The sequence below is a fragment of the Xanthomonas sp. AM6 genome (assembly GCF_025665335.1).
Classification (GTDB): domain Bacteria; phylum Pseudomonadota; class Gammaproteobacteria; order Xanthomonadales; family Xanthomonadaceae; genus Xanthomonas_A.
This window is the reverse complement of record NZ_CP106869.1, coordinates 2,356,109-2,382,747: the sequence shown is the minus strand read 5'-3', so window position 1 is coordinate 2,382,747 and position 26,639 is coordinate 2,356,109. Positions and strand designations below refer to the sequence as shown.

At 65.9% G+C, this 26,639-nt stretch carries 23 protein-coding genes and 5 tRNA genes; 13 read left to right on the top strand and 15 right to left on the bottom strand.

The features are described 5' to 3' along the window. The first annotated feature begins 135 nt into the window (after positions 1-135). The gene (locus tag OCJ37_RS09970) at positions 136-987 is read left to right on the top strand and encodes an oxidoreductase (protein ID WP_263113471.1); all 852 of its coding nucleotides are present in this window, start codon (positions 136-138) and stop codon (positions 985-987) included. A gap of 2 nt (positions 988-989) precedes the next feature. Here the strand turns inward: OCJ37_RS09970 and OCJ37_RS09965 are convergent, their stop codons facing one another. The 7 genes from OCJ37_RS09965 to OCJ37_RS09935 form a co-directional block, all read right to left on the bottom strand. Then, positions 990-3,995, bottom strand: a complete 3,006-nt coding sequence (locus OCJ37_RS09965) for an efflux RND transporter permease subunit (RefSeq protein ID WP_263113470.1) — start codon at positions 3,993-3,995, stop codon at positions 990-992. A gap of 44 nt (positions 3,996-4,039) precedes the next feature. Further along, a complete protein-coding gene (locus tag OCJ37_RS09960) occupies positions 4,040-5,278 on the bottom strand; it encodes an efflux RND transporter periplasmic adaptor subunit (protein ID WP_263113469.1) in 1,239 nt (412 codons plus the stop codon). A gap of 75 nt (positions 5,279-5,353) precedes the next feature. Then, a complete protein-coding gene (locus OCJ37_RS09955; RefSeq protein WP_263113468.1) occupies positions 5,354-5,641 on the bottom strand; it encodes a hypothetical protein in 288 nt (95 codons plus the stop codon). Further along, entirely contained in the window at positions 5,638-7,008 is a 1,371-nt protein-coding gene (locus OCJ37_RS09950) for a HAMP domain-containing sensor histidine kinase (RefSeq protein WP_263113467.1), read from the bottom strand. Before OCJ37_RS09950 ends, OCJ37_RS09955 begins: the two co-directional genes overlap by 4 nt. Continuing rightward, positions 6,995-7,711, bottom strand: coding sequence for a response regulator transcription factor (locus OCJ37_RS09945; protein WP_263113466.1), 717 nt, complete (start codon positions 7,709-7,711; stop codon positions 6,995-6,997). Before OCJ37_RS09945 ends, OCJ37_RS09950 begins: the two co-directional genes overlap by 14 nt. Positions 7,712-7,724: 13 nt before the next feature. Further along, positions 7,725-8,522, bottom strand: coding sequence for a MipA/OmpV family protein (locus OCJ37_RS09940; protein WP_263113465.1), 798 nt, complete (start codon positions 8,520-8,522; stop codon positions 7,725-7,727). Between the two features lie 259 nt (positions 8,523-8,781). Further along, on the bottom strand, positions 8,782-9,666 hold the full coding sequence (locus tag OCJ37_RS09935) for a LysR family transcriptional regulator (protein ID WP_263113645.1): 885 nt from the start codon (positions 9,664-9,666) through the stop codon (positions 8,782-8,784). A gap of 106 nt (positions 9,667-9,772) precedes the next feature. Between OCJ37_RS09935 and OCJ37_RS09930 the strand changes: the two genes are divergently transcribed. Then, on the top strand, positions 9,773-10,705 hold the full coding sequence (locus tag OCJ37_RS09930; protein ID WP_263113464.1) for an NADP-dependent oxidoreductase: 933 nt from the start codon (positions 9,773-9,775) through the stop codon (positions 10,703-10,705). Between the two features lie 60 nt (positions 10,706-10,765). Continuing rightward, positions 10,766-11,635, top strand: a complete 870-nt coding sequence (locus tag OCJ37_RS09925) for an SDR family oxidoreductase (RefSeq protein ID WP_263113463.1) — start codon at positions 10,766-10,768, stop codon at positions 11,633-11,635. Positions 11,636-11,708: 73 nt separating this feature from the next. Here the strand turns inward: OCJ37_RS09925 and OCJ37_RS09920 are convergent, their stop codons facing one another. Next, positions 11,709-11,882 carry a hypothetical protein gene (locus OCJ37_RS09920; RefSeq protein ID WP_263113462.1) on the bottom strand — a complete coding sequence of 58 codons (174 nt, stop codon included), beginning with the start codon at positions 11,880-11,882 and terminating at the stop codon, positions 11,709-11,711. A 391-nt stretch (positions 11,883-12,273) separates the two neighbouring features. After that, the gene (locus OCJ37_RS09915) at positions 12,274-12,633 is read right to left on the bottom strand and encodes a hypothetical protein (RefSeq protein WP_263113461.1); all 360 of its coding nucleotides are present in this window, start codon (positions 12,631-12,633) and stop codon (positions 12,274-12,276) included. Positions 12,634-13,077: 444 nt separating this feature from the next. Here OCJ37_RS09915 and OCJ37_RS09910 point away from each other — a divergent pair, with 444 nt between their 5' ends. The 4 genes from OCJ37_RS09910 (at position 13,078) to OCJ37_RS09895 (ending at position 16,352) form a co-directional block, all read left to right on the top strand. Further along, a complete protein-coding gene (locus OCJ37_RS09910) occupies positions 13,078-13,353 on the top strand; it encodes a hypothetical protein (protein ID WP_263113460.1) in 276 nt (91 codons plus the stop codon). A gap of 232 nt (positions 13,354-13,585) precedes the next feature. After that, on the top strand, positions 13,586-14,737 hold the full coding sequence (locus OCJ37_RS09905; protein ID WP_263113459.1) for an SPFH domain-containing protein: 1,152 nt from the start codon (positions 13,586-13,588) through the stop codon (positions 14,735-14,737). Positions 14,738-14,754: 17 nt separating this feature from the next. After that, on the top strand, positions 14,755-16,104 hold the full coding sequence (locus OCJ37_RS09900) for a TFIIB-type zinc ribbon-containing protein (RefSeq protein ID WP_263113458.1): 1,350 nt from the start codon (positions 14,755-14,757) through the stop codon (positions 16,102-16,104). Next, positions 16,101-16,352, top strand: coding sequence for a hypothetical protein (locus tag OCJ37_RS09895; RefSeq protein WP_263113457.1), 252 nt, complete (start codon positions 16,101-16,103; stop codon positions 16,350-16,352). Before OCJ37_RS09900 ends, OCJ37_RS09895 begins: the two co-directional genes overlap by 4 nt. A 148-nt stretch (positions 16,353-16,500) precedes the next feature. Here the strand turns inward: OCJ37_RS09895 and OCJ37_RS09890 are convergent, their stop codons facing one another. Further along, positions 16,501-16,707 carry a hypothetical protein gene (locus OCJ37_RS09890; RefSeq protein WP_263113456.1) on the bottom strand — a complete coding sequence of 69 codons (207 nt, stop codon included), beginning with the start codon at positions 16,705-16,707 and terminating at the stop codon, positions 16,501-16,503. Positions 16,708-17,349: 642 nt separating this feature from the next. Here OCJ37_RS09890 and OCJ37_RS09885 point away from each other — a divergent pair. From OCJ37_RS09885 to OCJ37_RS09865, 5 genes are all read left to right on the top strand, one after another. Next, on the top strand, positions 17,350-17,460 hold the full coding sequence (locus OCJ37_RS09885) for a class III lanthipeptide (RefSeq protein WP_263113455.1): 111 nt from the start codon (positions 17,350-17,352) through the stop codon (positions 17,458-17,460). Between the two features lie 206 nt (positions 17,461-17,666). Beyond that, a complete protein-coding gene (gene lanKC, locus OCJ37_RS09880; protein WP_263113454.1) occupies positions 17,667-20,366 on the top strand; it encodes a class III lanthionine synthetase LanKC in 2,700 nt (899 codons plus the stop codon). 14 nt (positions 20,367-20,380) lie between these two features. Next, positions 20,381-21,973, top strand: a complete 1,593-nt coding sequence (locus OCJ37_RS09875; RefSeq protein ID WP_263113453.1) for an ABC transporter transmembrane domain-containing protein — start codon at positions 20,381-20,383, stop codon at positions 21,971-21,973. 105 nt (positions 21,974-22,078) lie between these two features. Beyond that, the gene (locus tag OCJ37_RS09870) at positions 22,079-23,398 is read left to right on the top strand and encodes an ABC transporter permease (RefSeq protein WP_263113452.1); all 1,320 of its coding nucleotides are present in this window, start codon (positions 22,079-22,081) and stop codon (positions 23,396-23,398) included. A 10-nt stretch (positions 23,399-23,408) separates the two neighbouring features. Next, entirely contained in the window at positions 23,409-24,623 is a 1,215-nt protein-coding gene (locus tag OCJ37_RS09865; protein ID WP_263113451.1) for an ABC transporter permease, read from the top strand. Positions 24,624-24,956: 333 nt separating this feature from the next. Here the strand turns inward: OCJ37_RS09865 and OCJ37_RS09860 are convergent. From OCJ37_RS09860 to OCJ37_RS09840, 5 genes are all read right to left on the bottom strand, one after another. Then, a tRNA-Glu gene (locus OCJ37_RS09860) sits at positions 24,957-25,032 on the bottom strand. 45 nt (positions 25,033-25,077) lie between these two features. Beyond that, positions 25,078-25,153 (bottom strand) — tRNA-Ala (locus OCJ37_RS09855). 104 nt (positions 25,154-25,257) lie between these two features. Continuing rightward, positions 25,258-25,333, bottom strand: a tRNA-Glu gene (locus tag OCJ37_RS09850). A gap of 46 nt (positions 25,334-25,379) precedes the next feature. Beyond that, positions 25,380-25,455, bottom strand: a tRNA-Ala gene (locus OCJ37_RS09845). 516 nt (positions 25,456-25,971) lie between these two features. Then, positions 25,972-26,058 (bottom strand) — tRNA-Leu (locus OCJ37_RS09840). 134 nt (positions 26,059-26,192) lie between these two features. Between OCJ37_RS09840 and OCJ37_RS09835 the strand changes: the two genes are divergently transcribed. Then, positions 26,193-26,573 (top strand): response regulator, encoded by a 381-nt coding sequence (locus tag OCJ37_RS09835; RefSeq protein ID WP_263113450.1) that lies wholly within the window; start codon positions 26,193-26,195, stop codon positions 26,571-26,573. The last annotated feature ends 66 nt before the right edge of the window (positions 26,574-26,639 follow it).

Genomic DNA, 26,639 nt, shown 5'->3' with positions numbered 1-26,639 from the left:
CGCGGGCCATTCGGTGGAACAGGCTGTTCGGCGGCTGCGCGCCGCGCCGGCAGCCAGGTGCCGCACCATGCGCGGCAGCAACGGCCGCCGGCTCTGCCTTCAGACATTTCCTCGAAACCACAGGAGCATTCCCGCATGCCATCCACCTGGTTGATCACCGGCAGCTCGCGCGGTCTGGGCCGCGCCCTCTCCGAAGCCGTGCTGCGCGCCGGCCATCGCTTGGTCGCCACGGCCCGCGATCCCGCCCAGCTGCAGGACCTCGCCGGGCGCTACGGCGATGCGGTGCGCACGGTGCCGCTCGACGTGACCGACCCCGCCGCGGCACAGCGCGCGGTCCAGACCGCCGTCGATGCCTTCGGCGGGCTCGACGTGCTGGTCAACAACGCCGGGTACGGCGACGTCGATTCGGTGGAAGACACCCCGCTCGACGCGTTCCGCCGCCAGATCGAGACCAACCTGTTCGGCACCATCATCGTGACCAAGGCCGCCATCCCGGTCATGCGCACCCAGCGCAGCGGGCGGATCCTGCAACTGTCGTCGGTGGGCGGCCGCCTCGGCGCGCCGGGGCGGGCGCCGTATTCGGCCGCGAAATGGGGCGTGGAAGGGTTCTCCGAATGCCTGGCCCTGGAGATGGCCCTGATCGGCGTCCACGTCACCATCCTCGAACCGGGCGGGTTCCGCACCGACTTCGCCGGCGCATCGACCTCGCTGCGCGAAGGCCGCGCCGACTACGATGCCGTGGTCGGTGCCGCGGCGCGCCGGCAGCGCCAGTACGACGGCCGGCAGCCGGGCGATCCGGCGCGGGCGGCGCAGGCGATTCTCGCGCTGGCGGCAATGGAGGCGCCGCCGCTGCGGCTCGCCCTGGGCAGCGACGCGGTCGCCGGCATCCGCGCCGCCGACCAGGCGCGCCTGGCCGAGCTCGAACGCTGGCGCGCGCTCAGCGAATCCACCGACTTCGCCGCGGACGCGGCGGTGGAACAGACGTAGCACTAGCGCCGAGCGCCGGCGACCACCGTGCGGCGTGCGGCAGCCGCCCCGTGTCGAATGCTGACGTACAGCGCCGGCACCACCAACAGGCTGAGGACGGTCGAGGTCAGCAAGCCGCCGATCACGGTGATCGCCATTGGCTGCCGGAAACTGGCGTCGGCACCGAGTCCGAGCGCGATGGGCAACATGCCTGCGATCATCGCCAGCGACGTCATCACGATCGGGCGGGCACGCTGCGCGGCGGCCTCGGCGATGGCCTGCGACGCGGAAGACGCCCCGCCGTTGCGCAATGCCTGCTCGGCATGGTCCACCAGCAAGATGGAATTCTTGGTCACGATTCCCATCAACATGATCAGGCCGATCATGCTCGGCACGTTGAGTTCCATTGAGCTCAGCAGCAAGGCAACGAATGCGCCACCCAGTGACAGCGGCACCGCCGACAGAATGGTGATCGGCTGGAACGCGTCCTTGAACAACAACACCAACACGCAGTACATGCAGACGATACCGGCGGCGATGGCGCCGACCAGCCCGCCTGCCATTTCCGCAGCCAGTTCGGCATCGCCGGTCTCGATCCGTGTGACCGCTTTGGGCATGGCCTGGCTGGTGGGCAGCGCGGCGATGGCGGCGTTGGCCTGTCCGAGCGCAAGCCCGGTCAGGCTTGCGCTGAGCGTGACATAGCGCTGGCGGTCGAACCGCTCCAACTGGTACGGCCCGCTCTCCATGGCCACGTTTGCCACACTGCCCAATGGCACCGGGCCGTGCCGCCCCGGCACGCGTAATTGGGCGAGCGTTTCGAGGTCGCTGCGCGCGGCCTGCGGCAGTTGGGTGCGGATCAGGATCTGGCGGCTGTCGAGCGTCAACCTGGGCAGGTCGGTGTCGTAATCGCCTCCCAGCGCGATGCGCACGGTGTCGGCCAGGGCCTGGGTTTCCACGCCCCGCTCCACCGCAAGGCCCAGCATCGGGCGCACCACCAGCTCCGGCTGCTCAAGGCTGGCGGAGGAGGTCACGTTGGCCAGCCCGCGCACGCCACGCATTTCGCGCTCCAGCGAACGTGCCGTGGCCGCCAGCAGGTGGGGATCGTTGCTCGCCAGGATGAGGGCGACCTCGCCCCCGGGGGCATTTCCGCCAACCGTCACGCGCACGCCGGGCAGCGTGGCCAACCGGTCGCGGATCTGCTGCTCGATTTCATGCTGCGGTGGGCGCAGGCCACGCTTGGCCAAGGTGAGGGTCAGCACCGCCCTGCGTATCTCGGACACCGACATGCCGGCATCGCCTTCGGTGCCGCCGATGCTGGCGAACACCTGCGCGACGCCGGGCACGTCCGCCACGGCCTGGCGCACCCGCTCGGCCATTGCGGTGGAGCGCTCCAGCGACGTTCCCGGCGGCGACTCCACGCCGATCTGCACATAGCCCTGCTCGGCGGGCGGGATGAAGCCGGTTGGTATCAGCGGCAGCAAGGCCAGCGATGCAACCAGCACCGCCGCGGCCAGCAGTAGCGTCGGGGCGCGATGCTGCAGGCACCACGCCACCCGCGCCCGGTACCAGGTGACCCAGGCACTTTCCTGGCGATGCGCGGCGGGCGTCTCGGCCAGCCAGTGCACCGCCAACAACGGTGTCAGCAAGCGCGCTACCAGCAGCGAGGCGAGCACGGCAACCACGGTGGTCCAGCCGAACTGTGCGAACAACAGGCCGGAGATGCCCGGCATGAGCGCGGTCGGCAGGAACACGGCCACCAGCGTGAGCGTGGTGGCGATCACCGCCACCGCGATTTCCGACACCGCGTCGGCAGTGGCCACGCGCAAGGGCTTCCCCAATCGCCGGTGGCGTTCGATATTTTCGATTTCGACGATCGCATCGTCGACCAGGATGCCGGCGACCACCGCAAGCGCAAGCAGGGTCAAGGTGTTGAGAGAAAAGCCCAGCCATGGCATCAGCGCAAAAGTGGGCAGGATTGAAAATGGCAGCGCCATCGCGGCCACCGCGGTGGCACGCCAGTCGCGCAAGAACCACCACACCACCAGCACGGCCAGCAGTGCGCCTTCCACCAACAGCTGCATCGAGCCGTCGAACTGTTCCTGCGTGTAGTCGACGCTGCCTGCCACCCGCGTCACCAGCACGTCCGGGTAGCGCTGCGCCAGTTCGGACAGAGCCTGCTCCACCGCCTCCGCCACTTGGGTTTCGTCGCGTCCACGCGCACGATAGATGTCTATGCCAACCACCGCCCTGCCGTCGAGCAGCGCAGCACTGGTGCGATCGCGTGGACCGTCCACGATACGCGCCACCTGTTCCAACCGCAGCCAGCGTCCATCCGCCGTCGGGATCGGCAACTGTTCCAATTCGCGCGCCTGCTGCAATGTCGCCACCGTGCGCAGCGGCTGCATGCTTTCGCCAAGGCGTGCCGTGCCGCCAGCGGCTTGCTGCTGCACACGGCCGATGGCCGGGGAGACTTCGGCGACGCTGACGCCGAGCGCAGCCATCCGCGTCGGGTCGAGCTCGACGCGCACTTCGCGTTCGACCCCTCCCACCCGCGCCACCCGGCCGACGCCAGGAAGTACCCGCAACGCCTTGGCGAGAACGTCGTCGACGAACCAGGACAACTGCTGCTCGTCCATATCCTTCGCCTGCACGGCGTAACCCAGGATCGGACTGCTGCCAAGCAATTCCGCACTGACCGACGGGGGCAGCACCGTGGACGGCAACGTCGAGCGCATGCGGTCGACCGCTTCCTTGGTCTCGGTCAACGCCTCCTGCAACGGCTTGCCGATCTCGAACTGGGCGCTCACCCGCACCAAGCCATTGAATACGGTGGTGCGCACATGGCGCAGCCCGACCAGTCCGGCGAGCGCGTCCTCCACCGGCCGCGCAACCTCGCTTTCCAGTTGCAGCGGCGAGCCGCCAGGCTGCACCAGCGCGATGTTGATGGTGGGTAGGTCGATCTCGGGAAGATCCTGCACAGGCAGGTTGTTGAAACCGGTCCAGCCAGCCAGCGCCAGCAGCAGGAACAACAACACCACCGGGGCCGGGTGGCGGATAGGCCAGGTTGCTGCACTCACTGCGACCCGGCCTTCAGCGCGGCGGTACGGGCGCCAGCTGCCGGCGTCGGCACGATCCGCACCTGGTCGCCGTCGGCCAGGAAGGCGGCGCCTTCGTATGCCACGACATCACCGGCCGACACGCCGGCTACGATCTCCACCAACGCACCCTGGCGCCGTCGTACCGCCACCTGGCGCAACACCACCTTGTTGCGTGCACCCAAGGCCTGAAGCACGAACACGCAGCTGCGTCCGTCGCGCACCACGACCGAGGCAGCCGGCAGCGTCACGGCCGGGGTCGTCTCCCCACCGATGCGTCCTTCCACATACATCCCGGCCCTCGCAGTGGAGCCGCTGCGGATATCCGCGTATACCAGTCCCAGGCGCGAATCGGTGCCGAGCGCCGGCGAGCTCTGCCGCACCAGCGCCTCAGCGTAGGTGCCATCGGGGAGGGCCAGGCGGACCGTCTGGCCTCTGGCGATCGTCGACAGCTGCGCGGCCGTCACCTCGCCCCGCCATTCCAGCCGCTGCTGGCGAATCAGGGTGAACAACGCCTCGCCTTCCTGCGGCACACCGCCAGGCGTGGCGGTGCGGGCGCTGATCACTCCCGCATCAGGCGCGCGCAGCACCGTGTTGGCAAGATCGATCTGTTTGGCGGCCAATGCCGCCTGTGCCACGCGTACGTCGGCGGCGGCCGTGTCCTCGCGTGTGGTCGCCTGCAGGATGGCCTGCTCGCTGAGAAACTTGCTCGCGCGCAGCGCCACGGCACGCTCGCTGTCGCGCCGGGCCTGAGCGTGCAGCGCCAGCGCCTGTGCAAGCGCGGCGCGCAGGCGCTGGACGTCGGCCCGCAGCACCGCATCGTCAAGCCTGGCCAGCACCTGTCCCTTGCTGACCAGATCGCCTACATCGGCCTCGACGCTGGCCACCCGCAAGCCGCTCAACGGCGACGCCAACGACGCCTCCTGCCACGGCACGATCGCACCCGAGGCCAGGATCTGCTCCTGCCACTGCACTTGGCGCGCCTTTGCGGTCGTGATGCTGAGCATTCCCAGCGGCGCGGCGTCCGCAATGCTCGCCGCCTCGGCCGCCCTGCCGCGGCCGAGCGTGCCGGCCGCCCACCCCGCCACGCCCGCCAGCAGCGCGACCAGCGCCAGCACAGGCACCCTCGCCCGTCCACCCAGGCACCTTGCCAGTGCAGGCGGATGCGTGTCGAAGCACAGGCGTGCCACAAGAGCAGCGATCTCGTCCCGTTTCATGTCCACAGTGTCCACGGAGCGTCGCGGCGCCGGGATGGCGAGCGATGCGCAGCACGTACTGTGGCGTGCTGGCGCTTACCCGCTACTTACGGGCCGGGGCGTTTGTCGGCGGCACGGATCGGATGGCAGACCGGCGCCCACGGGTCGCGCCGCTTGCAGGTGAGCGATGCGGATCAGAAAAGCCAGCACGGCGATGCCATCGCCGTCGCCGATCATCTGCGCGGCGGTACGACCGCCGAGTGCGTCGATGGCGTCGGCATCAAACCAGTGTTCAGCGCACCCCGGCGCAGGGTCGATCAGCCTCGCCAACTCCAGAACCAACGACCGCAGGGCCGCCTGCGTCTCCATCGCGTCCTCTCTCACGGGCGCAGCTCCGCGGTGGCGTCGAACACGACCACAAAGCGTGCGCCGCCACGGCCACCGCTATCGGCCAGCGCGACACGCCAGCCGTGCGCGCCGCAGATCTCCGCGCAGATCGACAGGCCCAGGCCAGCGCCTTCGCGCTCATCGGTGCGCGCACGCCAGAACCGCGCGAACAGGTGCGGCCGGTCGCCTGGCGCCACTCCGTTCCCCTGGTCCTGCACACTGAACCCGTTCGCATGCAGCGCCAAGACCACCATGCCATCGCGCGGACTATGCAGGATCGCGTTTTCCAACAGGTTCTTGGCCAGCACGAACAGCGCCGCGCTGTCGGCTTCCACGGCCGACGCCGTCGCCGTGGCCTGCCGGAAGACCACGCTGACCGCATGCTGCTGGCCCAGGCGCTGCAGGTAGCGCACCGCATCCTCGAGCACGGCTTCCGGCGCAATGCTGGAGAAGCGGAAGTTGTGCCCTTCGCTGACCTCCGCCAACTGCAGCAACTGGTGGACCTGCCTCGCCATCAACGCGGTGTCGCGCAGCAGCAGCTCGCGATTGGCGGCACCGCCCAGTTCGATCTCGCCTTGCAGCAGCGCCAATGGCGTCTTGAGTTCATGGGCGGCCGCGGCGAGAAACTGTTGTTGCACCTGAAATCCGGCCTGCAGCCTGTCCAGCATCGTATTGAAGGCCGCGATCAGCGGACGCAATTCGGCAGGCAGGCTGTCGCCATGCAATCGTGCAGCGAGGTTGCGTGGGCCGATCGCGGCGGCGGCGTCGGAGACGGCGCGTATCGGTCTGAGCATGCGCGTGACCGTCAGATAGACCACCCCCACGAAGATCAGCAATGCCACCGCGGTGGTGAGCAGGAGCGCCCGCAGATACAGCTCGCCGGCATGGTGCTGCAAGGTGGTCACCAGGCGGTGGCTGCGTGCCACGCGCACGGTGAATGGAACACCCGCGTGGGCAACGCCCACCTGGGTGGCTTCCAACGCAAGACTGCGTCCACGGACGTCGACATGCAGCACCTTCGCGTCGGGCGACATCGCACGCAGTGCGCGCAGCGCCGGCCCATCGGGACTGTGGGCTACCGCACGACCACGCGCGTCCTGCACTTCGTAGGCTGCATCGCGCGGCATCGCATCGTAGATCGCCGCATTGTCATCGCTCAGCCGCACCATCACTCGGCCAGAGTCGTCCACGCGCATGCCGTCGGTGATGTGCTGCACCTCTTCGGCCAGCTCGGCCCGGAGGATCCGCGCGGGGTCATCCGGCCACATCTGCAGGCCCAGCACCGCGGCACCCACCGCGGTCGCGGCAATCAGGCCCGCCACGGCTGCGGCCAGCAAGCGCGCAGACAGGCTATGCAGGCGCATCCGGCATACTCAACGAGAAACCCTGGCTGCGCATGTTCGACACGCTCACGCACGACCGCAGCGCCGTCAGTTTCTTGCGCAGGCGGTGAATGGCCACGTCCAGCGCGTTGGGCGTGACCGCCTCCGATACGCCCCACGCGGCGAGTTCCAGTGTGTCGCGTCGTACTGTGCGGCCGCCAGCGCGCACCAGGGCAATGATGATCTGCAACTCCGAGGATGACAGCGCCGCCGTCTGCCCACCGCAGCGCATTACGCTGTGGTGCGGCTCCACGGCCAGATCGCCGAACACCGGCTGCGAGCGCTGCAGCTGCGGCGTGCGGCGCATCAGCGCCCGCACCCGCGCGGCAAGCTCGTCCAATGCGAAGGGTTTGGCCAGGTAGTCGTCCGCGCCCGCGTCCAGGCCGTCTACGCGGTCACGCAACGCGTCGCGCGCAGTCAGCATCAGACAGGGCGTCTGGTCCCCGCCGGCGCGCAGCCGCCGCACCAGCTCAAGGCCGTCGCCGTCGGGCAAGCCGCGGTCGACGATGACCACCGCGTAGCGCCTGTCCCGCAGGGCGTGGCACGTGGCCTCGAGGCTGCGATAGTGATCGACGGCGATACCTGCCGACTGCAACCCTCGGGTCACCAAGCCGGCCAAGCGCAAATGGTCCTCCACCAGGGCGACCCGGTTGTGGGTGGTGTCGGACGCGACTGTCACCGCCATGAACACCTCATGCTCAGAAGCTGCGGGTGATGCCGATCCGCACTCCCGCGCTGCCATCGGTATCCGGCTCGGACAACGGGCTGTCGGTGATTTCGCTTGGCAGGAACTGGTAATTCACGGCGCCGATCACTTTCCATTTCTCACCCAACGAGCGCTGGAACCCGATGTTGACCTGTGGCACCACCGCAGCACCCGGCGCATACGCCGCCACGCCACGCGCCACTTCCTTGTCGGTGATTCCGTAGTAGTACTGCACGATGTCCTTGGACATCCACGTCACCGACGCGCCGGGCACCACCGTCGTCTTTCCCCACTGTAACGCATACCCATAATCCAGCGTCACTTCCTGGCCCCCGCTGGTGTCGGTCACATCCGCCAGGGCGCGCAGCTTCAATTGCCCGGCGCGTCCGAACCAACGGATCGCAATGCCTGCGTCGAGTGCATCGTCCCGGTCTTCCAGCAATGCCGGGTTCAGTCCATTGGCGACGAGCTCGCGCTGGCCAAGGTCCGCGATGTCGAATCCATCGAACCGCCCGGCGATCATCAGGTCGATGCCGATCTGGTCGGTCTCCAGGACATGCACCCCCGCCGACAATCCGTTCCAGAAGAACCGCTCGCCTTCGAACGTCACCAGCGGAAACGGCCTGATGCGGGTCCCCTCGCCTGCATACGTGCTCTGCCGCGCATTGGCGCCGACGCCGATGCTCCAACGGTCGTCGTCGACCTCCTGCAACAGGTCTGCGGTCGTGCTGTTCTGGGCCATGCCGATCGCCGGCGACGCCAGCATGAGGAGGGCGAGGGACTTGTGCATCGAAGCGTGCCTTGTGGGGTGGGAACGCGGCCATTCTCTGGCGCCGCGACTTACAAGCGACTTACCACCCTTGGCCACGCCCGCACCCGCGCGCCGTCCCGGGGGTGTCGCAGGGCTGGAACGCCGCACCGAGCGCGTGTGGCGCCCGCGGGAGCATCGCCGCTGCAATATCCAGAGTGATCGCCGGCCCTGCCCTCGATCGCCAGCGCGAGTCCCCGCTACGCCGCGTCGATAGCCGGCTCGTAGCCGCCAACTCCGTTCACCGCATCGGAATGGCGAACGCGCCGCTCGGGTACTGGTTGCACATGAACTCCACGAAAGCCCGCACCTTCGGACTCTGCAGGCGCCGCGAGGTGTGCAGGACCCACAGCTCGACTTCGTCGCCGACGATGCCCCACGACACCAGTTCGCCCTTCTCCAGAAGGCTGCCGGCGATGGACTGCGGCAGCATCGCCACGCCGGCGCCAGCGGCGATGGCATCGCGGATCATCAGCAGCGAGGACAGGCGCAGGACCGGCTGCGGCTCGACGCTGAACTGGCCGTTGCGCACGGTCCAGACGTCGCCGTCGCGATAGCTCGGCATCACCGCCGCCGGCACCCGGAACGGCGTGTCGCGCGCGCCCGTCGGCATCGGCACGGAGGGCGCCGCGGCCAGCACCATCCTGTCCCTGGCGAAGCAGCGGCCGACCAGGTTGCTGTCCTTGCGCGGGTTGATGCGGATGGCGGCATCGAAATGTTCGTCGACCAGGTCGACGACGCGATCCGCCGCCACGACGTCGATCTGCACCTCGGGGTAGCCGGCCACGAACTGGGCGGCGATCCGCCCCAGCGCCACCTGCGAGAACAGGATCGGCGCCGCGATCCGGAGCCGGCCTTGCGGGATTGCGATGCCATCGCGCGCCGCCGCCGCCGCTTCGGCCACCTCGCGCATCGGCCCTTCGGTCCTGCGCAGCAACAGTTGCCCGGCTTCGGTCAATTCCAGGCGATGCGTGCCGCGCTCGATGAGCCGCACGCCCAGCGCCTCTTCCAGATCGGCGACGCGACGCGACAGGGTGGCCTTGGAGCGGCCGCTCGCGCGGCTGGCCTTGCCGAAGCCGCCATGGGCGGCCACCAGTTGGAAGTCCTCCAGCGCGTTGAGATCCATTTGTCTCACATTTGATACGAGGTATCTATATTTTAGAGTCTTCGTTTCGAATTTGAAACCACCTATCGTCTGGGTCGTCCGCAACCCAACCCCGAAAGAGGTTCCTATGAACAACGTACGTGCATTGCTTCTCACCGAATACGGCGGTGCCGACGCCGCCAGGATCGCGTCGATCGACGCGCCGACCGCCGCCGCCGGCCAGGTGCTGGTGCGGGTCCAGGCCGCCGGCGTCAACGGGCTGGACTGGAAGGTCCGCGAAGGCTACGTGCGCGACGCATTCCCGCTGCAGCTGCCGACCGTGCTGGGCATCGAGCTGGCCGGCATCGTCGAAGCGGTCGGCGCGGGCGTCACCCGGCTGCGCAAGGGCGACCGGGTGATGGGGTCGCTCGGCGGGCTGGGCGCCTACGCCGAACTGGTCGCCGTCGCCGAGGCCAATCTCAGCCTGGTGCCCGACGCCCTAGGTTTCGTGGAAGCTGCGGCGCTGCCGGTCGCCGCGGTGGCGGCATGGCAGAGCCTGCACTTCGCCGGCCCGCTGCGTGCCGGGCAGCGCATCCTGATCCACGGCGCGGCCGGCGGCCTGGGCGGGTTCGCGGTGCAGTACGCGCACCAGGCCGGCGCGGTGGTGTACGCCACCGCCCTGGCCAGCCAGGCCGACTACGTGCGCAGCCTGGGCGCCGACCACGTCGTCGCCTACGACCAGGAGCAGTTCGAGCGTTCGCTGACCGACATCGACCTGGTGCTCGACTACGTCGGCGGCGAGGTGCTGAGCCGCTCGTGGTCCGTGCTCGCCGAGGACGGCGCCATCGTCAGCACCGTGTCGCCGGCGATCCTGGCCAGCACCCCGGCGGGACGCCGCGGCCTGTGGTTCGTGAACACGCCCGATGCCGCGCGCCTGCACGCGATCGCCGAGGACGTGGCGCAGGGACGCCTGCAGTCCAGGGTCGGCGCCGTCGTGCGTTTCGACGACCTGCCTGCGGCGATCGAACGCAACCGGACCCAGCCGCAACTCGGCAAGACGGTCGTGGATTTCTCGGCCTGACCGCACCGCCACCGCCTGAAGTTCCAGAACCCCATCACGCATCGACCAAGGAAAAATCTCATGACCATTCTCGTTACCGGTGCCACCGGCACCGTCGGCCGCCACGTCGTCGAACAACTCGCCAAGCGCGGCGCCAACGTCCGCGCCCTCGTCCGCGATCCCGCCAAGGCCAACTTGCCGGCTGGCGTTGAAGTCGTCCAGGGCGACCTGCTCGACGTCGATTCGCTGCGCGGCGCCTTCTCCGGCGTGTCCACGCTGTTCCTGCTCAACGCGGTGGTGGCCGACGAGTTCACCCAGGCGCTGATCGCGCTGAACCTCGCCCGCGATGCCGACATCGAGCGCTTCGTCTACCTGTCGGTGATCCACAGCGACCGGTACGTCAACGTGCCGCACTTCGCCGGCAAGTACGGCGTGGAGCGCATGATCGAGCAGATGGGCCTGAACGCCACGATCCTGCGCCCGGCCTACTTCATCGACAACGACCACACGGTCAAGGACGTGGTCAGCGGATACGGCATCTACCCGATGCCGATCGGCAGCAAGGGCCTGGCGATGGTCGACACGCGCGACATCGGCGAGGTCGCGGCCATCGAACTGATCCGCCGCGAGCAGTCGGCGCTGCCGCTGGCGCTGGAGCGGATCAACCTGGTCGGCCCGCAGACGCTGACCGGCGCGGACGTGGCCGCGATCTGGTCCGACGTCCTCGGCCGCCCGATCGCCTACCCCGGCGACGACACCGCCGGCTTCGAGCAGAACCTGCGCCAGTTCATGCCGAGCTGGATGGCCTTCGACATGCGCCTGATGAGCGAGCGCTTCCTCAGCGACGGCATGATCCCCGAGCCCGGCGACGTCGAACGCCTGACCGCGCTCCTGGGCCGCCCGCTGCACGCCTACCGCGATTTCGCTGCCCAGGTCGCAGCGTCGGCCTGATGGCCGGGCCACGCCTCGAGGCGTGGCCCGGGGGCGACTGCGGCATGCTCGAGCGGCGCGACCGCACGCCCGGTCACGCCGTCCGCAGCGCATAGAAGAGATCGCCGGTGAAAAGCGGCCGTGCGCTCTGCTCCAGGCCCGAGTACAGCACGATGTTGAACAGCCAGCCGCCGCCGTCGCTGGCCGGATGGTGAGCCTGCGTCCACGCCTGCACCGCGCCGGCCAATGCGTCGGCCGCGCCGGCCACTGGTAGTTCGGGTCGCCCATGATGAAGCGCGCAACCATCTGGGTCAGGTCGATCGAGGTGCCGGGGAACAGGTTCGCGGCGAAGCACCATCCGTTGGCCGCATCCTCGCCGTCCGCCGGGCGTTCCGCGCTCAGCTGCAGCCGCGGGGAATCGTAGGCCGTGGCGCCGGCGCCCTTGAGGAAGAACACGCCGGCGATGCCGCCGCCGATGCGGCCGCCGCGCGCCTCCACCCACATTTCCAGGCGCTCGACCGAAATGCCCACCGTGCCGACCTGCATGATCGTCCATGCCTGCTCCGGCAGCGGATCCTCCGGCGTGCCGAACAGGATCTTCGCCTGTCCCGTATACGCCTGCCCGATTGGATCGGCGGTGAAGGAAAGGGTGGTCACGTTCATGGTCGCAGGCACCAGCGGAATGGTGCCGCCGAAATAATCGGGGAATGCGCGGCCGATCGGGATGTAGTCTCCGGTCCGCGTGTCGCCGGTGATGTAGAAGCTTGGATTGACAGAACGATGTCAATGGTGATGCTGCCGTCCGCTGCCTGGACGCGCGGCAGCAGTTCGGCGGCCACCGGCGACGGCTGCGGCGGCGACAACGCAGGCAGCGATCCATCGCCACCGAACTGGATCGAGCCGAACACCGACCCGGTCAGCAGGTAGGTGCTGCGCATCGTATTGGTGAGCGCATCGACCGTCTGCGTCGAGCCCCACACCCAACAGATGCCGACGTCCGGCTTGTGGCGATGTTTCACGAAGCCGCCGGTCCCGCGCCTTCTCAGTGAAAACACCAATTAATATAATCACGAATCAACTGAGTGAGTAATACAAGCGCCGTCTTGCAATATTGATGCAATAACGCAATTCAAGGTGTCATCCGAAAATAATATGCCTTATTTATTTTGAGCTTCGTCCGTCGATTGGCGGTTTCACCATGTGCTGGCGAAACACATCCTGGCCTTCGCCTAGCCGCCGGATGAATCCGGGCCACGCCGGGTTTCGTTCTGGCTGCGCCCGGACGGCGCGGCCGCATCGCCTCATGCCTTCGCATCGATTCCCTACGCCCGCGACATCCGCACGAAGCCTTAACCACCCCGCCCTATCCTGGCGCCGCGCCGGACGACGTCTGCCGCGCCCCGCCACGCTCCATGCGGCGCAGACCGCGCCGTTGGACGATCACGGATACCAAAGGAGATTCCATGAAGAAGCTGCACGCCCTCATGTTCGCTGGATGCCTGCTGGGCATGAGCTGCCCGGCATTCGCCGAGGTCGTCAACCTGACCAACAGCGCCGACGGCGCCAATCGCGACGCCGGCATCGCGGCGGTCAAGCAGAAGCTGCAGGACGCATGCAAGGAACGCAAGGGCACGCCGAATCCGGACTCGTTCGAAGTGGTGTTCGAGAAGACCAGCCAGAACCCGGATGTTCCCAAGCCCTACTACGTGGACGCGAAACTCAAGTGCGACCTGCCATGAGGCCGGCATCGGCCAGGCTGCCGCTCTGCGCCTGGTCGACGTAGGACCCGGACAAGGCCCCGCTCCCGCGGGGCTTTGTTTTTGCCCGCCGTCCGCCGCCCTCCCCGGGCTTCGAACCACCGGAAAGCCGGGCGGGACACGCCCCCCATCTTCCCGCCCTGCCCGCTGCTGATATAGTCCGGCGGGCACGATGGGTACGGTACCCATCTACAGAGAATCAAAGGGAGTTGTCATGGGTCTGGTACAGGCGGCGGCGGGTGCGGTCGGCGGCGTTCTCGCCGATCAGTGGAAGGACTTCTACACCGTGCCGGCAGGCCTGCCGGCGACGGCGGCGCTGTTCGCCGCGGTGCCACGCGGCACCAATGCCGGGCGCGGTTCCAATACCGGCGCCTCCGCCAACATCATCAGCAACGGCTCGAAGATCGTCGTTCCCGAAGGCTACGGGCTGCTGCTGATGCAGGACGGCGCGGTCACCGCGTTCGTCGCCGAGCCGGGCGCCTACGAATGGCGTTCGGACGATCCGAACTCGCAGTCGATCTTCGCCGGCGATGGCCTGGTCACGCCGCTGATCCGGCAGAGCTGGGAGCGCTTCAAGTTCGGCGGCCAGCCGGGCGCGCAGCAGGCCGCGTTCTTCGTGTCGCTGAAGGAACTCCCCGACAACCGCTTCGGCACCCAATCGGAGATCTACTGGGACGACGGCTTCCTCGGCACCCAGGTCGGCGCGGTGACGCGCGGCTCCTACACGCTGAAGATCGTCGATCCGATCCTGTTCGTGAAGAACTTCGTGCCGGCCCGCTACCTGCAGCCCGGCCAGGTATTCGACTTCACCGACCTCGACAACGCCGCCGCCAACCAGTTGTTCAACGAGGTGGTGGGGTCGCTGGCGCCGGCCTTCAGCCTGTACACGAACGATCCGGGCAAGGGCAACCGCATCACCCGGCTGCAGCAGGATTCGCTCGGCTTCGCCAAGAGCCTGTCCGATGCGGTCGAGCAGGCCTACCAGTGGAATTCCGATCGTGGCCTGGCCATCGTCAAGACCGCCATCGTGTCGATCGAGTACGACGCGAACACGCGGGAACTGCTCAAGACCGTGCAGCGCGCCGACGCGCTGGCCGGCGCGCGCGGCAACTCCAACCTGCAGGCCAGCGTCGCCCAGGGCATGCAGTCGGCGGGCGAGCACGGCGGCGCCGCGGGCCTGGTGGGGTTGGGCATGGCGACCGGCATGGCCGGCGGTCTCGGCGGCCTGCAGCAGCCGGTCGCGCCCGCCGCCGCGGCCGCCGACGACCCGGTCGCCCGGCTGAAGAAGGCCAAGGAAATGCTGGACCTGGGCCTGATCACCCAGGGCGACTACGACACGCTCAAGGCCAAGGCGCTGGGCCTGTAGGACGCGAGGCGTACCGGATGTCCGACTCCAGAACCCCGCCGCCGTTGCCGGCATCCGCTTCGCCGCTGCCGCCGCCGCTGCCGGCGGCGGCGCCAACCGGGCCGGGATCGCCGCAGGACGTGCCGCCTTTGCCAGGCAGCTTCCCGATGGACCCGGCCACCCTGCCCGGCCCGATCCGCGACGAACTGCAGGCGCCCGATCCGCCGGCCATCGACACCGCCGCCGCCGAGCTCCGCGACGGCCTCAACCGCTGCCCGAAATGCGGCGCCACCGACATCCGCCCCAGGCTCGGCACCGACCTGCTGGTCTGCCAGTACTGCCGTAACGAATGGCACGGCGCGCGGGTCGAGGAAGTGTTCGGGTTCGGCGCCGGCATCGGCGAGCTGCGTGGCACCGTCATCGCCTCGGGCGCGCGCGACATCGAGGCCGACACCGCCAGCCTGATGAGCTTCAAGTGCACCGGCTGCGGCGCCGAGGTCACGATCAATACCGAGAGCACGATGACCGCACGCTGCCACTGGTGCCGCCATGTGTTCGGGGTCAACGAACAGGTCGCCAACGGCGCGGTCCCCGATGCGGTCCTGCCGTTCCACATCGACAAGGACGAAGCGGTCGCGCGCATTCGCCAGTTCGTGGACAAGCGCCGCCTGTTCGCATTGAAGGCGTTCAAGGACCAGTTCACGCCCGAGAACGTCACCGGCGTCTACCTGCCCTACATGATCGTCGACGGCAACGTCAGCGCCAGCGTGGCCGGCAAGGGCGAGATCAAGACCCGCGAGTACACGCGCGGCACCGACAAGAACAAGAAGACCTACTACGACGCCGACGTCTACCAGGTGGAGCGGCACGTGGATTTCACCGTGGACGACCTGCCGCTGGAATCGTCCTCCGAACGCGGCAACCTGGATGCCCGGGTCAACACCAACAACATCATCAACACCATCCTGCCGTTCGACACCAAGAACGCGGTGCAGTGGAACGCGTCGTACCTGGCGGGGTTCACCTCGGAAAAGCGCAACCGCGACGTCGAGCACCTGCGGCCGCGGCTGGAGGACCAACTGCTGTCGATCGCCCGCGCCCAGGTCGCGGAATCGGTCGACCGCTACGACCGCGGCGTGCGCTGGGAACAGGAGCGGCTCGAAGTCCACGGCACGCGCTGGGTGTCGATGTACCTGCCGGTGTGGCTGTATTCGTACCACCAGCCCGGCCGCAACGGCGGCATGCTGCACTACATCGCGGTGAACGGCCGCACCGGCGAGACCATGGGCAGCGTGCCCGTGCAGCAGTGGAAACTGCTGCTGGCCGCGCTCGCCACCGGCACCGTCATCGAAGCCCTCGCACTCTGGATCGTGGTGGCCACCTCATGAGCGACGACAATGGCCTGTGGCTGCTGCTGGCCGGCCCGGCCGGCGCGAGCGCGCTGTACTGGGCCCTGTACCGGTACTACCGCAACACCGACAAATCGCACGCCTTCGAGCGGGAGACGAGCGTCGAGGCCAAGCCGGTGACCGGCGCGGACGAGAAGGTCGGTACGGTGACGGGCACCCAGCAGCGGCGCATCAGCGGCGACAACGTGCACGACTATCGGGAACGCGTGCAGCGGGACACTGGCTGAGGCGCTGCCAGTTCCATGCCGCGCCAGGCGAGGATCTGGAGCGGCGGGCACGGCGATGCGGCTCCGGCGATGCGCCCCTGCAATTTGGCCGCAGCTCGACGATCATCCAAGGCGCGATTCCTCCGCGCCGATCGGTTCGCGCCCTTCCCTACCGCTCGACGCCTTTGCGCAGTCGGCGCCGAAGCTGCGCGATCTGCCTTGGACTGAAATCCCCGGCATGGCGCCGCAGCAGCGCGAGGATCGCCGCGTGCGCCTCGCTGGCGCGGCGTTGCAGTTCCTCTGCCGCGGCCCGCTCGATCGCCAGCCACTGTGAACGTGTCGTGCCGGTGGGGCCGGCTTGGCGTTTGGCAGTCAATGCGTCCGTCCGTTCATGGAAAAATCTACGCCGGCCGGGTTCATAGCCCCGGCCCTGCGACGTGCTGAACAACGTCGCGGCTTCATTTTACAGTATCTCTTCGGTTTCCCGCCGCGGGAAGGAAGGGAGCCGGCAAGGTTGCGCACGAGCAGCTTTCCCGCCGAGGTATTCGGCAACGCACCCCACGAGAGCGCGGGCGTGGGGGGGCATGCAGATGCATTGGCAGCCGCCCCGACGCTGGCCGCGATGATGCACCCGCCGTTGCTTTGGCAGCGGCGAATGAGGTCCTCGCCCTAATCCCTACATGCGCGCCGTTTGGAATTGGCAGTGCAGAAATTGTCTACGGCCGGATACAAATCATGTCCAGGCAACTGAAAACTTCGCTCATTGCATTTGGGCACTTGACTATGAAAAAAAATCCTGAGAAGTTCGCTGGCAAGTGGCGATGAATTGAATATGAGAAATGCGCGCAACGCAGCATTTCTATGCGGGTTGATTCCGTCGCTACAGAGAAGCTGCAAGGAGAGCGCTTCGCCACGCTTGGGAAACTCTCGATGCGGTTGGCCCAGTTATCCGGACGAAATGAACCGGATATCTGGTTAGTAGTTGTCTGGTATGAACTCATTAACCAAGGAAAGATCAATGAATCGTGTCCTGAAACTGCAGCGCTTGGCCCTGGACGAAACCAACTCGCTGCTGGGCAGCAGCACCGGAAGCTCCACCAGCAATTGCTGCAACGGCGTCATCGCCTAAGCGGCAGGAAGTCGAGAGCAATGGCGGAATCGCCATTGCTCTCTCTTTTTTTGGAAAAGATTAGTCCGCATCGGCTGTAGTGCAGCCATTTATGGATTGACCTCCATAAATAAAATACAAGAACAACCACCTTGGCAAAGGAAATGCGCATGTCGGGTCGAGCAAGGTCGCTACGGGAAGCCCGTCATATCGACAAGGTGTTTTTCATGGCTGCAGACAGCCGTTTCTACGAGCCTGTCTATTCCCATTACCGGCCTACCGACGAGCTGAGTTCACTGGTCAAGCAGGTCCTGCAGACACGGGGTCTGCAATGGAGCATCTGGCGTTCCGGCGTCTGGTCGCACGTGATGCCCAACCCGGACGCCGCGACGGTCCCGCTCCCCACGCAAGGCTGGAAGATCCATGTCTCCGCGAACGAGATCAATTGCCGGGACATCCTCACGAAAGTCGCGCATCTCGCGCTGGAGCACGGGCTCCAGTTCAAGTTCGCAAACGACATCAACACGATGAAGTTGATGACCTCGAAGCGCTGGTCGCGCGGCGGGTCCGGAAAATTCATTACCATCTACCCGCCGACGGACGAGGTTTTCCGCCAGTTCATAGAATGCGCCTACGCCATTTTGAAGGACGACGTCGGCTCCTATATTCTGTCCGACAATCGCTACAAGGATTGCCGCTGCCTCTATTACCGTTACGGCGGGATGATTCCCGTCGACCGTCTCGACTACATGGGCCAGCTGGTGCCGATCCTGACATCGCCCGACGGCCAAGAAGTCGTCGATCGAAGGACTCCGTATTTCGAAACGCCACCGTGGGTTTCGGATCCTTTCCCGCGCGAAGACCCTGAGTCGTCGGAAATGACCCTCAATGAGGGACGGTTCCTCGTCAACAGCGCATTGGGATTCTCGAATACCGGCGGCGTCTATCTGGCAACCGATACCGCGACCGGGCATGAGGTCGTGGTCAAGGAGGCCCGGCCGTACGTCGAACTCGTCGCCAATGGCCAGGACGCCACGACACGCCTTGCCCAGGAAGAGAAAATCCTGCGCCTGGTGAGCGACCTGGGCGTCTCCCCCCAGCTGATCACCACTTTCTGGGACTGGGAAAACTTCTACCTTGTCGAAGAGCATCTGGATGCTGTCGACATGCGTGAGGTGATGTTGATGAACACCCCGCTGCTCCGCATCAACCCGAGCAGAGAGGACAGCGAGGCGTTCTACGCCAAGTGCAAGAGCATTTTCACCAGCCTGCTCGAGGCAGTCGATCAATTCCATCGCAAGGGCGTGGTGATTGGCGATCTTTCCCCGATGAATATCCTGGTCGAAAAGGCCACCATGACAATCCGCATCATCGACCTGGAAGCTGCGTTCCAGCCGACGGTCGACGATCCCCTCGACATCCACACCCCGGGGTTCCGCGCTGCCGTCAAGGGCCGCAAGAAAGAAAGCAACTACCAGGACGACGTCTACGCGATCGGCGCGATCATGATGTACAGCATGTTCCCGATCGTCGCGATGGCGTACGTTCGGGACGACCTCTTCAGCAATGTCCTGCCCGCGCTCGTGGCCGACATCGGCTGGTCGAATACGCCCATCCAGACGGTCATCCAGCAGCTTTCCGGCAACGCCATCACCTGCCGCGAGGCGATCGCGCTGCTCCAGGGCCCGGCGTCCTTCGAGAAACCCTATACCGCGAAGCAGTCTGCCGCGATCCTGTCCCCAGCCGAGGCATGCCGCGAACTGGCCGGCTTCATCATCAGCAACTATCGCCTGGAAGAGGTGTATGCGCTGTTTCCGGTGGACCCCTTCGCCGGCCACACCAACGCGCTGAGCCTCGGCTTTGGCGCCTGCGGCATCGTTCAGTCGTTGCGCAAGTGCGGCTTCGATGTTCCGGAGCAGGCGCTGGAGCGCTACAACAGGGAAATGGCAGCCGTCGGACCGCAAGCGCTTCCGCCTGGATTTCTCACCGGTACCGCCGGAATTGCCTGGGCCAGCTTTGGAATCGGAAGTGCCGACATCGGCAAGCGCTTCATGGACTATGCCAACGGCAGCGCCTTGCTTCGCCAACATCACTCGCTCTATTACGGCATGGCTGGCGTGGGCATGGCGAACCTTGCCGCCTATCGGAGCACCGGCGAACCGCACTACCTGGACGTTGCGATCGACCTGGCCAAGACCCTGGCCTCGACCGCGATCGAGGATGAGAGAGGGCTGCATTGGGAGGACGAAGGCGGCATCCGGATCGGATTCGGCTATGGTCAAAGCGGCGTCGCGCTGTTCTTCTTGCGCTTGTCCCAGGTACTGAACGTCGCATCCTGGCGCGCGATGGGAAGCAAGGCGCTCGACTACGATCTGTCGTTTGGCTACGAGCTGGAACCTGGCAGTCTCACCTTCGCCTGCGCGCCTGAAGAAAAAAACACCTACGAGCACTACATAGAGCAAGGCAGCGCCGGTGTCGCCAAGGTGGCCATCCGATACGGGCTCTGGGACCGGCTGGATCGCATCCTCACCGACCTGCACAGGAAGTACTCGGGATTCCCGGGCCTGATCTATGGACTGGCCGGATTCGTGGACGTTCTGGTCGATGCGTATCTCTACTCCGGAGACGAGAAGTACCTGGCCATGGCGGAGCGGCCGTTGCAAGGGCTGGCGGACTTGTACCTGTTCAAGGAAGACAGCGGCTACGCGACTCCAGGGGAGAACCTGTTCCGCATTTCCTGTGACTATGCCACCGGGACCGCAGGCATCATGCGAACGCTCCATCGGCGCGTGACCCTGTCACCGGACGAGTTCTGCCTGGACGAGATCGACGACCTGTCTGCGCGGTCCCGTTCGGCGTCTTCCCTGCCGCATCTGGAACGACTAGAGTCGGGTACAGGGATGCCTGCCGCCGCTGCGAGTCGTTGAGTCCGGAGAGGTTGATGAAGTCGCCTGCCACAGTCCATCTCCGGCGCTCGACAGCGCAGTGCTTCCTGCTGCTGCTCGGCAAGTTCCGGGCGGAATATGCGGGCGTCACTCTCTGTGCCGCTCTGGTGGGGGGAGCGGAAGGCTTGCTGCATCCCTTGTTGATGAAGGCGATTTTCGACGAGGCCTCCAGCCGCGCGGATTTCGGGCGGTTCGTCTATCTGGTTCTCGGCTATCTCGCCCTGGGACTCACCCTCAATGGCGCGATCTACTGGCTTTCCCTCTGGCAGCTGAAGCTGGACAACAAGATCGTCAGACAGATCAGCGGCGATTTGCTGCGCGCCTATTTCAGCAAGGACTACCGAGAGGTGCTGCGCGAGGGAGAAGGTTCCTACGTGGCCCGCATCCGGTCCGACGTGAAGGACGGCGTCGTCCCCATGCTCGGCCTTGTGCGGACCTTGGCGGTGAAGATCGCCACGTTCGTCGCGCTCGTCTCGGTGCTGATCTTCATCTCCTGGCAGGCATTCCTGATTCTCTCGGCCATCATCCCCATCGCCACGTTCGTGAGCATCGTGGTCGGCAAGAAGATCCGCGGCCTCACCTCCATCGAACGCGACAAGGAGGCGGTACTGTTGAATGCGCTCACCAAATCCGTGGGTGCGTTCAAGATGGTCTGCAGCTTCAGCCTGGTCCCCAAGACGCTCGGCAACTTCTCCAGGAGCATGGACGAGGTCCTGGATTCCGGATACAGGAAGTTCCGCGTCATTCGCTTGCTGCAAGGAGCCAGCGACCTGACGATGGTCATCTCCGATGTCTGCTCCATCTTCGTAGGCGCGCTGTTCGTGTTCCGCAGGCAGATGACCATTGGTTCGTTCATCGCCTTCATGAACGCCTTCTGGCGCTCTGCGACGACGCTGATCGAGATCTTCAGGCAGTGGGCGGAGCTGCACAGCCATGCAGCGACGCTCGGCAGGGTGGTGGCGTTCCTGGATGCGCCGCCCGCCACGCCCTATCATCGGATCGGGACTGCGGTCGCTGCGACGTCGATCAGCTATACGTATGGAACCAGTCCGGTGATTTCGGATTTTTCCCTGCGCCTGGAGCCGGGAACGCGTGCGCTCATCGTCGGCCATAACGGATCCGGAAAGACCACCCTCGCCAACATCCTGTCCGGCTATCTTTCGCCGTCGCAGGGTGCTCTCGAGCTCCCTGCGCGGATAAGCGCGGTGACGCTGCCGGTGCTGTTCCCGCCGATCAAGGTCCGGGACCTTGGAGCGGAAGACAGACTGCTGCAACTATTCGGGATATACGAGCCGGACATCCTGGAGTCGTATCCCGATCAATTGTCCGCCGGGCAACAGCAGAAATTGTCGCTGTCCCTCGCGCTTTCGCAGGATGCGGACCTTTATGTGCTGGACGAGCCTCTGGCCAATCTGGACATGCGCAGCCGGTCCATCGCCATGGAAGAGATCCAGAGCCGCACGCGCGGCAGGATTCTGCTGATCGTCATGCATGGCGCCGAGGAATACTTTTCAATATTCGACCAGGTGCATATGCTGGGAAAAGACCAGGCGCATGCGCAGCCGCAAGGCAATGCCGTCCCATGCTGATCCGAACGCGGCCAATGGCACCCACGTCTCGTTCTTCCCGTCCCGGCCGACTGTCGGCGCCGAACGGAGCGATTGTCCCGATGGTCCGAAGGAGTGCTTGAAGGCATGCTCGCCTACTATGTGAAGATCGCTTTGCACAACATGAAGCGCAACAGGGTGCTGACCGCGCTGATGGTGCTGGCGATCGCCGTAGGCATCGGTGCGAGCATGACGACCCTGACGGTGATGCACCTGCTGTCGGGAGATCCTCTGCCCGGCCGCAGCAAGGACCTCTACTACCCTCAGATCGACGTCAATCCACAGTCCAAGGGCCGAGAGCCGCTCGATGTTCTCGATTACCGGACGGCGATGGACCTGTGGAACGCCAAGCAGGCCGATCAGCAAACGCTGGTCGTCAACAGCCAGGTGAAACTGAGCGCGCCCGCCACGCGGCTTCCGCCGCTGATGCTGTCGATGGCGTCCACCACGTCCGACTTCTTCCCCATGTTCAACGTTCCATTTCAGTATGGGCAGGGATGGAGCCGGAACGATGACGCCGGACGCGCACGCTTGGCGGTGATTTCCTCCAGCTTGAACGAAAAGCTGTTCGGGGGAAGGAACAGCGTCGGCCAGATCGTGCGACTGGGAGGCGTCGACGTGCGGATCACCGGCGTCCTGGCGCCCTGGCGGCCGTCCCCCCTGTTCTACAAGGTGCGTGGCGGCAGGTTCGCCAATGGCGACACGTCGAGCTTCTACGGGCAGCCCGATGATATTTTCGTTCCCTTCTTTACCAGTCTCGAGGTCAATGCCGGAAACTTCCAGGCATTCACCTGCTGGGGAACCCCGGACCAGCCGGGACACCTCGAGAACGCTCCGTGCGTATGGGTGGCCCTTTGGGTCCGATTGGACGGTGCCGAGAAAGTGGCCGCCTACGATCGCTTCCTGCAGAACTACGCCGCGCAGCAGAAGGACTTGGGTCGGATCAAGTACGCGGACAACACCCGACTGCGGTCGCTGATGCAATGGCTCGATTTCAATCGCGTGGTGCCCAGCGATGTGAAGCTGCAATCCGCGCTGGCTTTCGCTTTCCTCATGATCTGTCTGACCAATGTGGTGGGCTTGCTGCTGGCGAAGTTCCTGCGGCACAGCGGAGAGACCGGGCTACGCCGGGCGCTGGGGGCCACCCGGGCCTCGGTCTTCACCCAATGCCTGGTCGAATCGGCGGCCATCGGCGTGTTCGGCGGTGTGGGCGGGCTGATGCTGACCCTGCTCGGCCTGCATCTGGTACGCCGTCAACCCGTTCCCTATGCGGACTTCGCCTATCTGGACGTATCGATGTTCCTGTTGACGTTCGCGTTGTCGGTGGCGGTCAGCTTGCTTGCGGGAATGCTGCCGGCACTGCGCGCCAGCCTGATTGAACCCGCATCGCAACTGAAGCTGCTGTAGAAGAGCCCTCATGCAGATCCGCATCGTCCTTTCCGCGCTCCGCAAGCACCGCATCGCCACCTTCCTGATCGCGCTGGAGATTTCCTTGGCCTGTGCGGTCTTCTGCAATGCCTGCTTCCTTATTTCGCAACGGCTGCAGGCGATGCGGATCGACAGCGGCGTGGACGAAGCGGCCTTGGGAACCGTCAAGCTCTCGGGATTCGACCCGCAGTCGGCCAGCGATCTCAACGCCCGGGTGGTGAACGCCCTGCGCGAGGTCCCCGCGGTGAAAGCCGTCAGCGTGGTCAACGCCGTGCCGTTCGGCGAACCTGCCGTCAGGGCCGGGGTCACCCTCGATCAGGAACAACAGCGTTTCGGCGGCGTGATCGACTTCTATGTAGGCGACGCAAGCGCCATCCAGTCCTTCGGGTTGCGCCTGCTGTCGGGACGCCTTCCCTCTTCGGAAGAGTACACGCCGGTCGCCCAATACGTTCCCTCCAATCCGCCCATACTGATCACACGGAAGCTGGCCGAGCATCTCTGGCCAGGCGAGAATCCGATCGGACAGCGCATCTGGAGCATGGACACTGCATTCAGGGTGATCGGTGTCATCGACCATCTTTCGGTATCCCAGCCCGGCGGAGGCGAGGCCGAGGATCCGGATTGGTCCGTCTTTGTGCCTGCGATCCCGGGGCCGAATCTCGTAGGCAAATACCTGATCCGGGGAAGCCCGGAGGACATCCCCAGAATCATGCGCGATGCTCGCGAAGCGGTCCTCAAGGTGGCGCCCGATGCCGTCTTCGACATGGAGCAAAGCCGGAGCCTTGCGGAGTTGCGCGACAGCTACTTCAAGAGCTCGCGAGTGATGGCGGCGATGCTGCTGGGCGTCATCGTCGCCCTGCTCGGGACGACCGCGCTGGGCATCGTCGGGCTTGCAAGCTTCTGGGTGACGCAACGCCGCAAGCAGATCGGTATTCGACGAGCGCTCGGCGCCACTCGCAGCGACATCCTGCGTTACTTCCAGATCGAGAACTTCATCATTGTCTCGCTGGGCATCGTGTTCGGCATGCTTCTCGCCTATGGCATGAGCCTGGCGCTGATGCGCGCTTACGAGTTGCCGCGGTTGCCGCTCTGGTACATGCCGATCGGTGCGGTCACGCTATGGATCCTGGGGCAGCTTGCCGTGCTGGCTCCGGCACTTCGCGCCTCGGCCATCTCCCCGGTGGCGGCGATCAGGGCGATCTGATCGCCACAGCGGTGCCGCCCGGGCCTTGTCGCGTGCCGAAGGTGAGCTGCCACTCGATCATCGCCCGCCGAGATGCGCGCGTGCCGGTGCCGCAATCCGGCGGCGGCGGCGTGCCCTACTGGAGCGCGCGTCTGGCCGGAGCGGCGCCTGAGACCGTCGTGACCTCGGGCACAGCGTGCAGGAACCCCGCAAACCATCCTGGAGATCGGCAAGCTGCTGCACTGAACCGCGCAGCGGCACGCGGCCACGCCGCCAGATCGCGATCGCCCGCCGGCAGCGCCTGAAACGCAGGCAAAAAAACACCCGGCGGTGCCGGGTGTCTTCTTTGCGAAATGGCGTCCCCACGGGGATTCGAACCCCGGTCGCCACCGTGAAAGGGTGATGTCCTAGGCCTCTAGACGATGGGGACGCTGATGATGGTGCCGCTTCGCGGACAGGCCTATGTCCGAAAACGTGGTGGAGCCAGCCGGGATCGAACCGGCGACCTCTTGCATGCCATGCAAGCGCTCTCCCAGCTGAGCTATGGCCCCACGTGTACTGGCAGAAGCGGAATCTTACCCGATTCCCGCGGAATGTACAAACCCCGCACAAAAAAAGTCCGGCAGCGCCGGACTCGAGTTTCTTGCGAATAAAATGGCGTCCCCACGGGGATTCGAACCCCGGTCGCCACCGTGAAAGGGTGATGTCCTAGGCCTCTAGACGATGGGGACGCTGATAACGATGTGGCTTTGCGGACAGGCCTAATGCCCGAAAAGTTGGTGGAGCCAGCCGGGATCGAACCGGCGACCTCTTGCATGCCATGCAAGCGCTCTCCCAGCTGAGCTATGGCCCCACGTGCTGCGAGGAGCGGAATATTAGCGATGGCGCCCGACCCGCGCAAGCGTTTTTTGAAGTTTTTTTAACGCGGCGGGAAACGCGATCCTTACACCTGCGCGCGCACGCGTCCCACGCGCGCCGCTCGACGCGGCGAAGCGCGCATCGCGATCGCAAAAAGGCATGCCGCGTGCGCGCCGGACATCGCCCGCGAAGACAGGCGTGTCGCGTTCCAAGCGCACGAGCGGAACGCATCTAGCGCGCTCAGATGCGGTCGGACCTCGACGCCGGCCCTCGCACAGCTGCTGCGTGCGCCGATGCGTACCGGAGCGACGCGAGAACTCCGCGCGTGCCATCGGCACACGCCCGCAGGCACCGCGCGACGCGAACGCGCAAGCGCGGCATCGGCCGGCGCAACGCCCGCTGCGGGCAACCGCGTCCACTCCGTTCTTTCGGACAATGCCGTACGCATCGCCGCAGGCGGCCCGCACGGGGCGCGCAAAAAACAAACGGCAGCCGAAGCTGCCGCAGGTCCTGGTGCCGAAGGTGGGACTCGAACCCACACGCTTTTAAGGGCGGCGGATTTTGAGTCCGCTGCGTCTACCGATTCCGCCACTTCGGCGCGGCCGCGAAGTATAGCCGACCGCCCTGGCCCGCGACAGGGGTAAATCCTTCATCTTTGCCTGAATCGCGGTCTAGCCGAGGCCCTTGCCCCTGCCGCTATAATTTCCGTTCCCAAACCTTAACGAGCAAGCGATGTCGGCATTGCAGGGCCTGCGCATCCTGGTGGTCGAGAACGACGAAATGAACGCCACGCTGCTGGAACTGCAGCTTGCCCAGGCCGGCGCCGACGTGGTGGGCCCGGCCGAGTCGGTACGGCAGGCGCTTGCGCTGATCGAACAGGAACGGCCGGACCGCGCGGTGCTCGATTTCCGCCTGGCCGCCGGCGAAACCAGCGAGGCGGTCGCGCGCACGCTGACCGAGCATGCCATCCCGTACGTGCTGGCCACCGGCGTCGCCGCCGAATCGCTGCCGGCAGGCTTCGGCGCCGGCGTCGTGCTGACCAAGCCGTATCTGTCCGAACAGCTGATCAAGGCGCTGGTCGATGCTCACGCAAAAATGACCGCTCGCCCTTGACAATCCCGGGTCGGGAGCCTGCCCTGCGGCAGGGATCGACTCGAGGAACACCGCCATCAACGCCCA

Bases quoted from the DNA above. Each gene is read 5' to 3' on its own strand.
- OCJ37_RS09970 (WP_263113471.1), top strand. From the start codon at position 136: ATGCCATCCACCTGGTTGATCACCGGCAGCTCGCGCGGTCTGGGCCGC.
- OCJ37_RS09960 (WP_263113469.1), bottom strand. From the start codon at position 5,278: ATGAAACGGGACGAGATCGCTGCTCTTGTGGCACGCCTGTGCTTCGAC.
- OCJ37_RS09950 (WP_263113467.1), bottom strand. From the start codon at position 7,008: ATGCGCCTGCATAGCCTGTCTGCGCGCTTGCTGGCCGCAGCCGTGGCG.
- OCJ37_RS09945 (WP_263113466.1), bottom strand. From the start codon at position 7,711: ATGGCGGTGACAGTCGCGTCCGACACCACCCACAACCGGGTCGCCCTG.
- OCJ37_RS09940 (WP_263113465.1), bottom strand. From the start codon at position 8,522: ATGCACAAGTCCCTCGCCCTCCTCATGCTGGCGTCGCCGGCGATCGGC.
- OCJ37_RS09935 (WP_263113645.1), bottom strand. From the start codon at position 9,666: ATGGATCTCAACGCGCTGGAGGACTTCCAACTGGTGGCCGCCCATGGC.
- OCJ37_RS09930 (WP_263113464.1), top strand. From the start codon at position 9,773: ATGAACAACGTACGTGCATTGCTTCTCACCGAATACGGCGGTGCCGAC.
- OCJ37_RS09925 (WP_263113463.1), top strand. From the start codon at position 10,766: ATGACCATTCTCGTTACCGGTGCCACCGGCACCGTCGGCCGCCACGTC.
- OCJ37_RS09910 (WP_263113460.1), top strand. From the start codon at position 13,078: ATGAAGAAGCTGCACGCCCTCATGTTCGCTGGATGCCTGCTGGGCATG.
- OCJ37_RS09905 (WP_263113459.1), top strand. From the start codon at position 13,586: ATGGGTCTGGTACAGGCGGCGGCGGGTGCGGTCGGCGGCGTTCTCGCC.
- OCJ37_RS09900 (WP_263113458.1), top strand. From the start codon at position 14,755: ATGTCCGACTCCAGAACCCCGCCGCCGTTGCCGGCATCCGCTTCGCCG.
- OCJ37_RS09895 (WP_263113457.1), top strand. From the start codon at position 16,101: ATGAGCGACGACAATGGCCTGTGGCTGCTGCTGGCCGGCCCGGCCGGC.
- OCJ37_RS09885 (WP_263113455.1), top strand. From the start codon at position 17,350: ATGAATCGTGTCCTGAAACTGCAGCGCTTGGCCCTGGACGAAACCAAC.
- lanKC (WP_263113454.1), top strand. From the start codon at position 17,667: ATGGCTGCAGACAGCCGTTTCTACGAGCCTGTCTATTCCCATTACCGG.
- OCJ37_RS09875 (WP_263113453.1), top strand. From the start codon at position 20,381: ATGAAGTCGCCTGCCACAGTCCATCTCCGGCGCTCGACAGCGCAGTGC.
- OCJ37_RS09870 (WP_263113452.1), top strand. From the start codon at position 22,079: ATGCTCGCCTACTATGTGAAGATCGCTTTGCACAACATGAAGCGCAAC.
- OCJ37_RS09865 (WP_263113451.1), top strand. From the start codon at position 23,409: ATGCAGATCCGCATCGTCCTTTCCGCGCTCCGCAAGCACCGCATCGCC.
- OCJ37_RS09835 (WP_263113450.1), top strand. From the start codon at position 26,193: ATGTCGGCATTGCAGGGCCTGCGCATCCTGGTGGTCGAGAACGACGAA.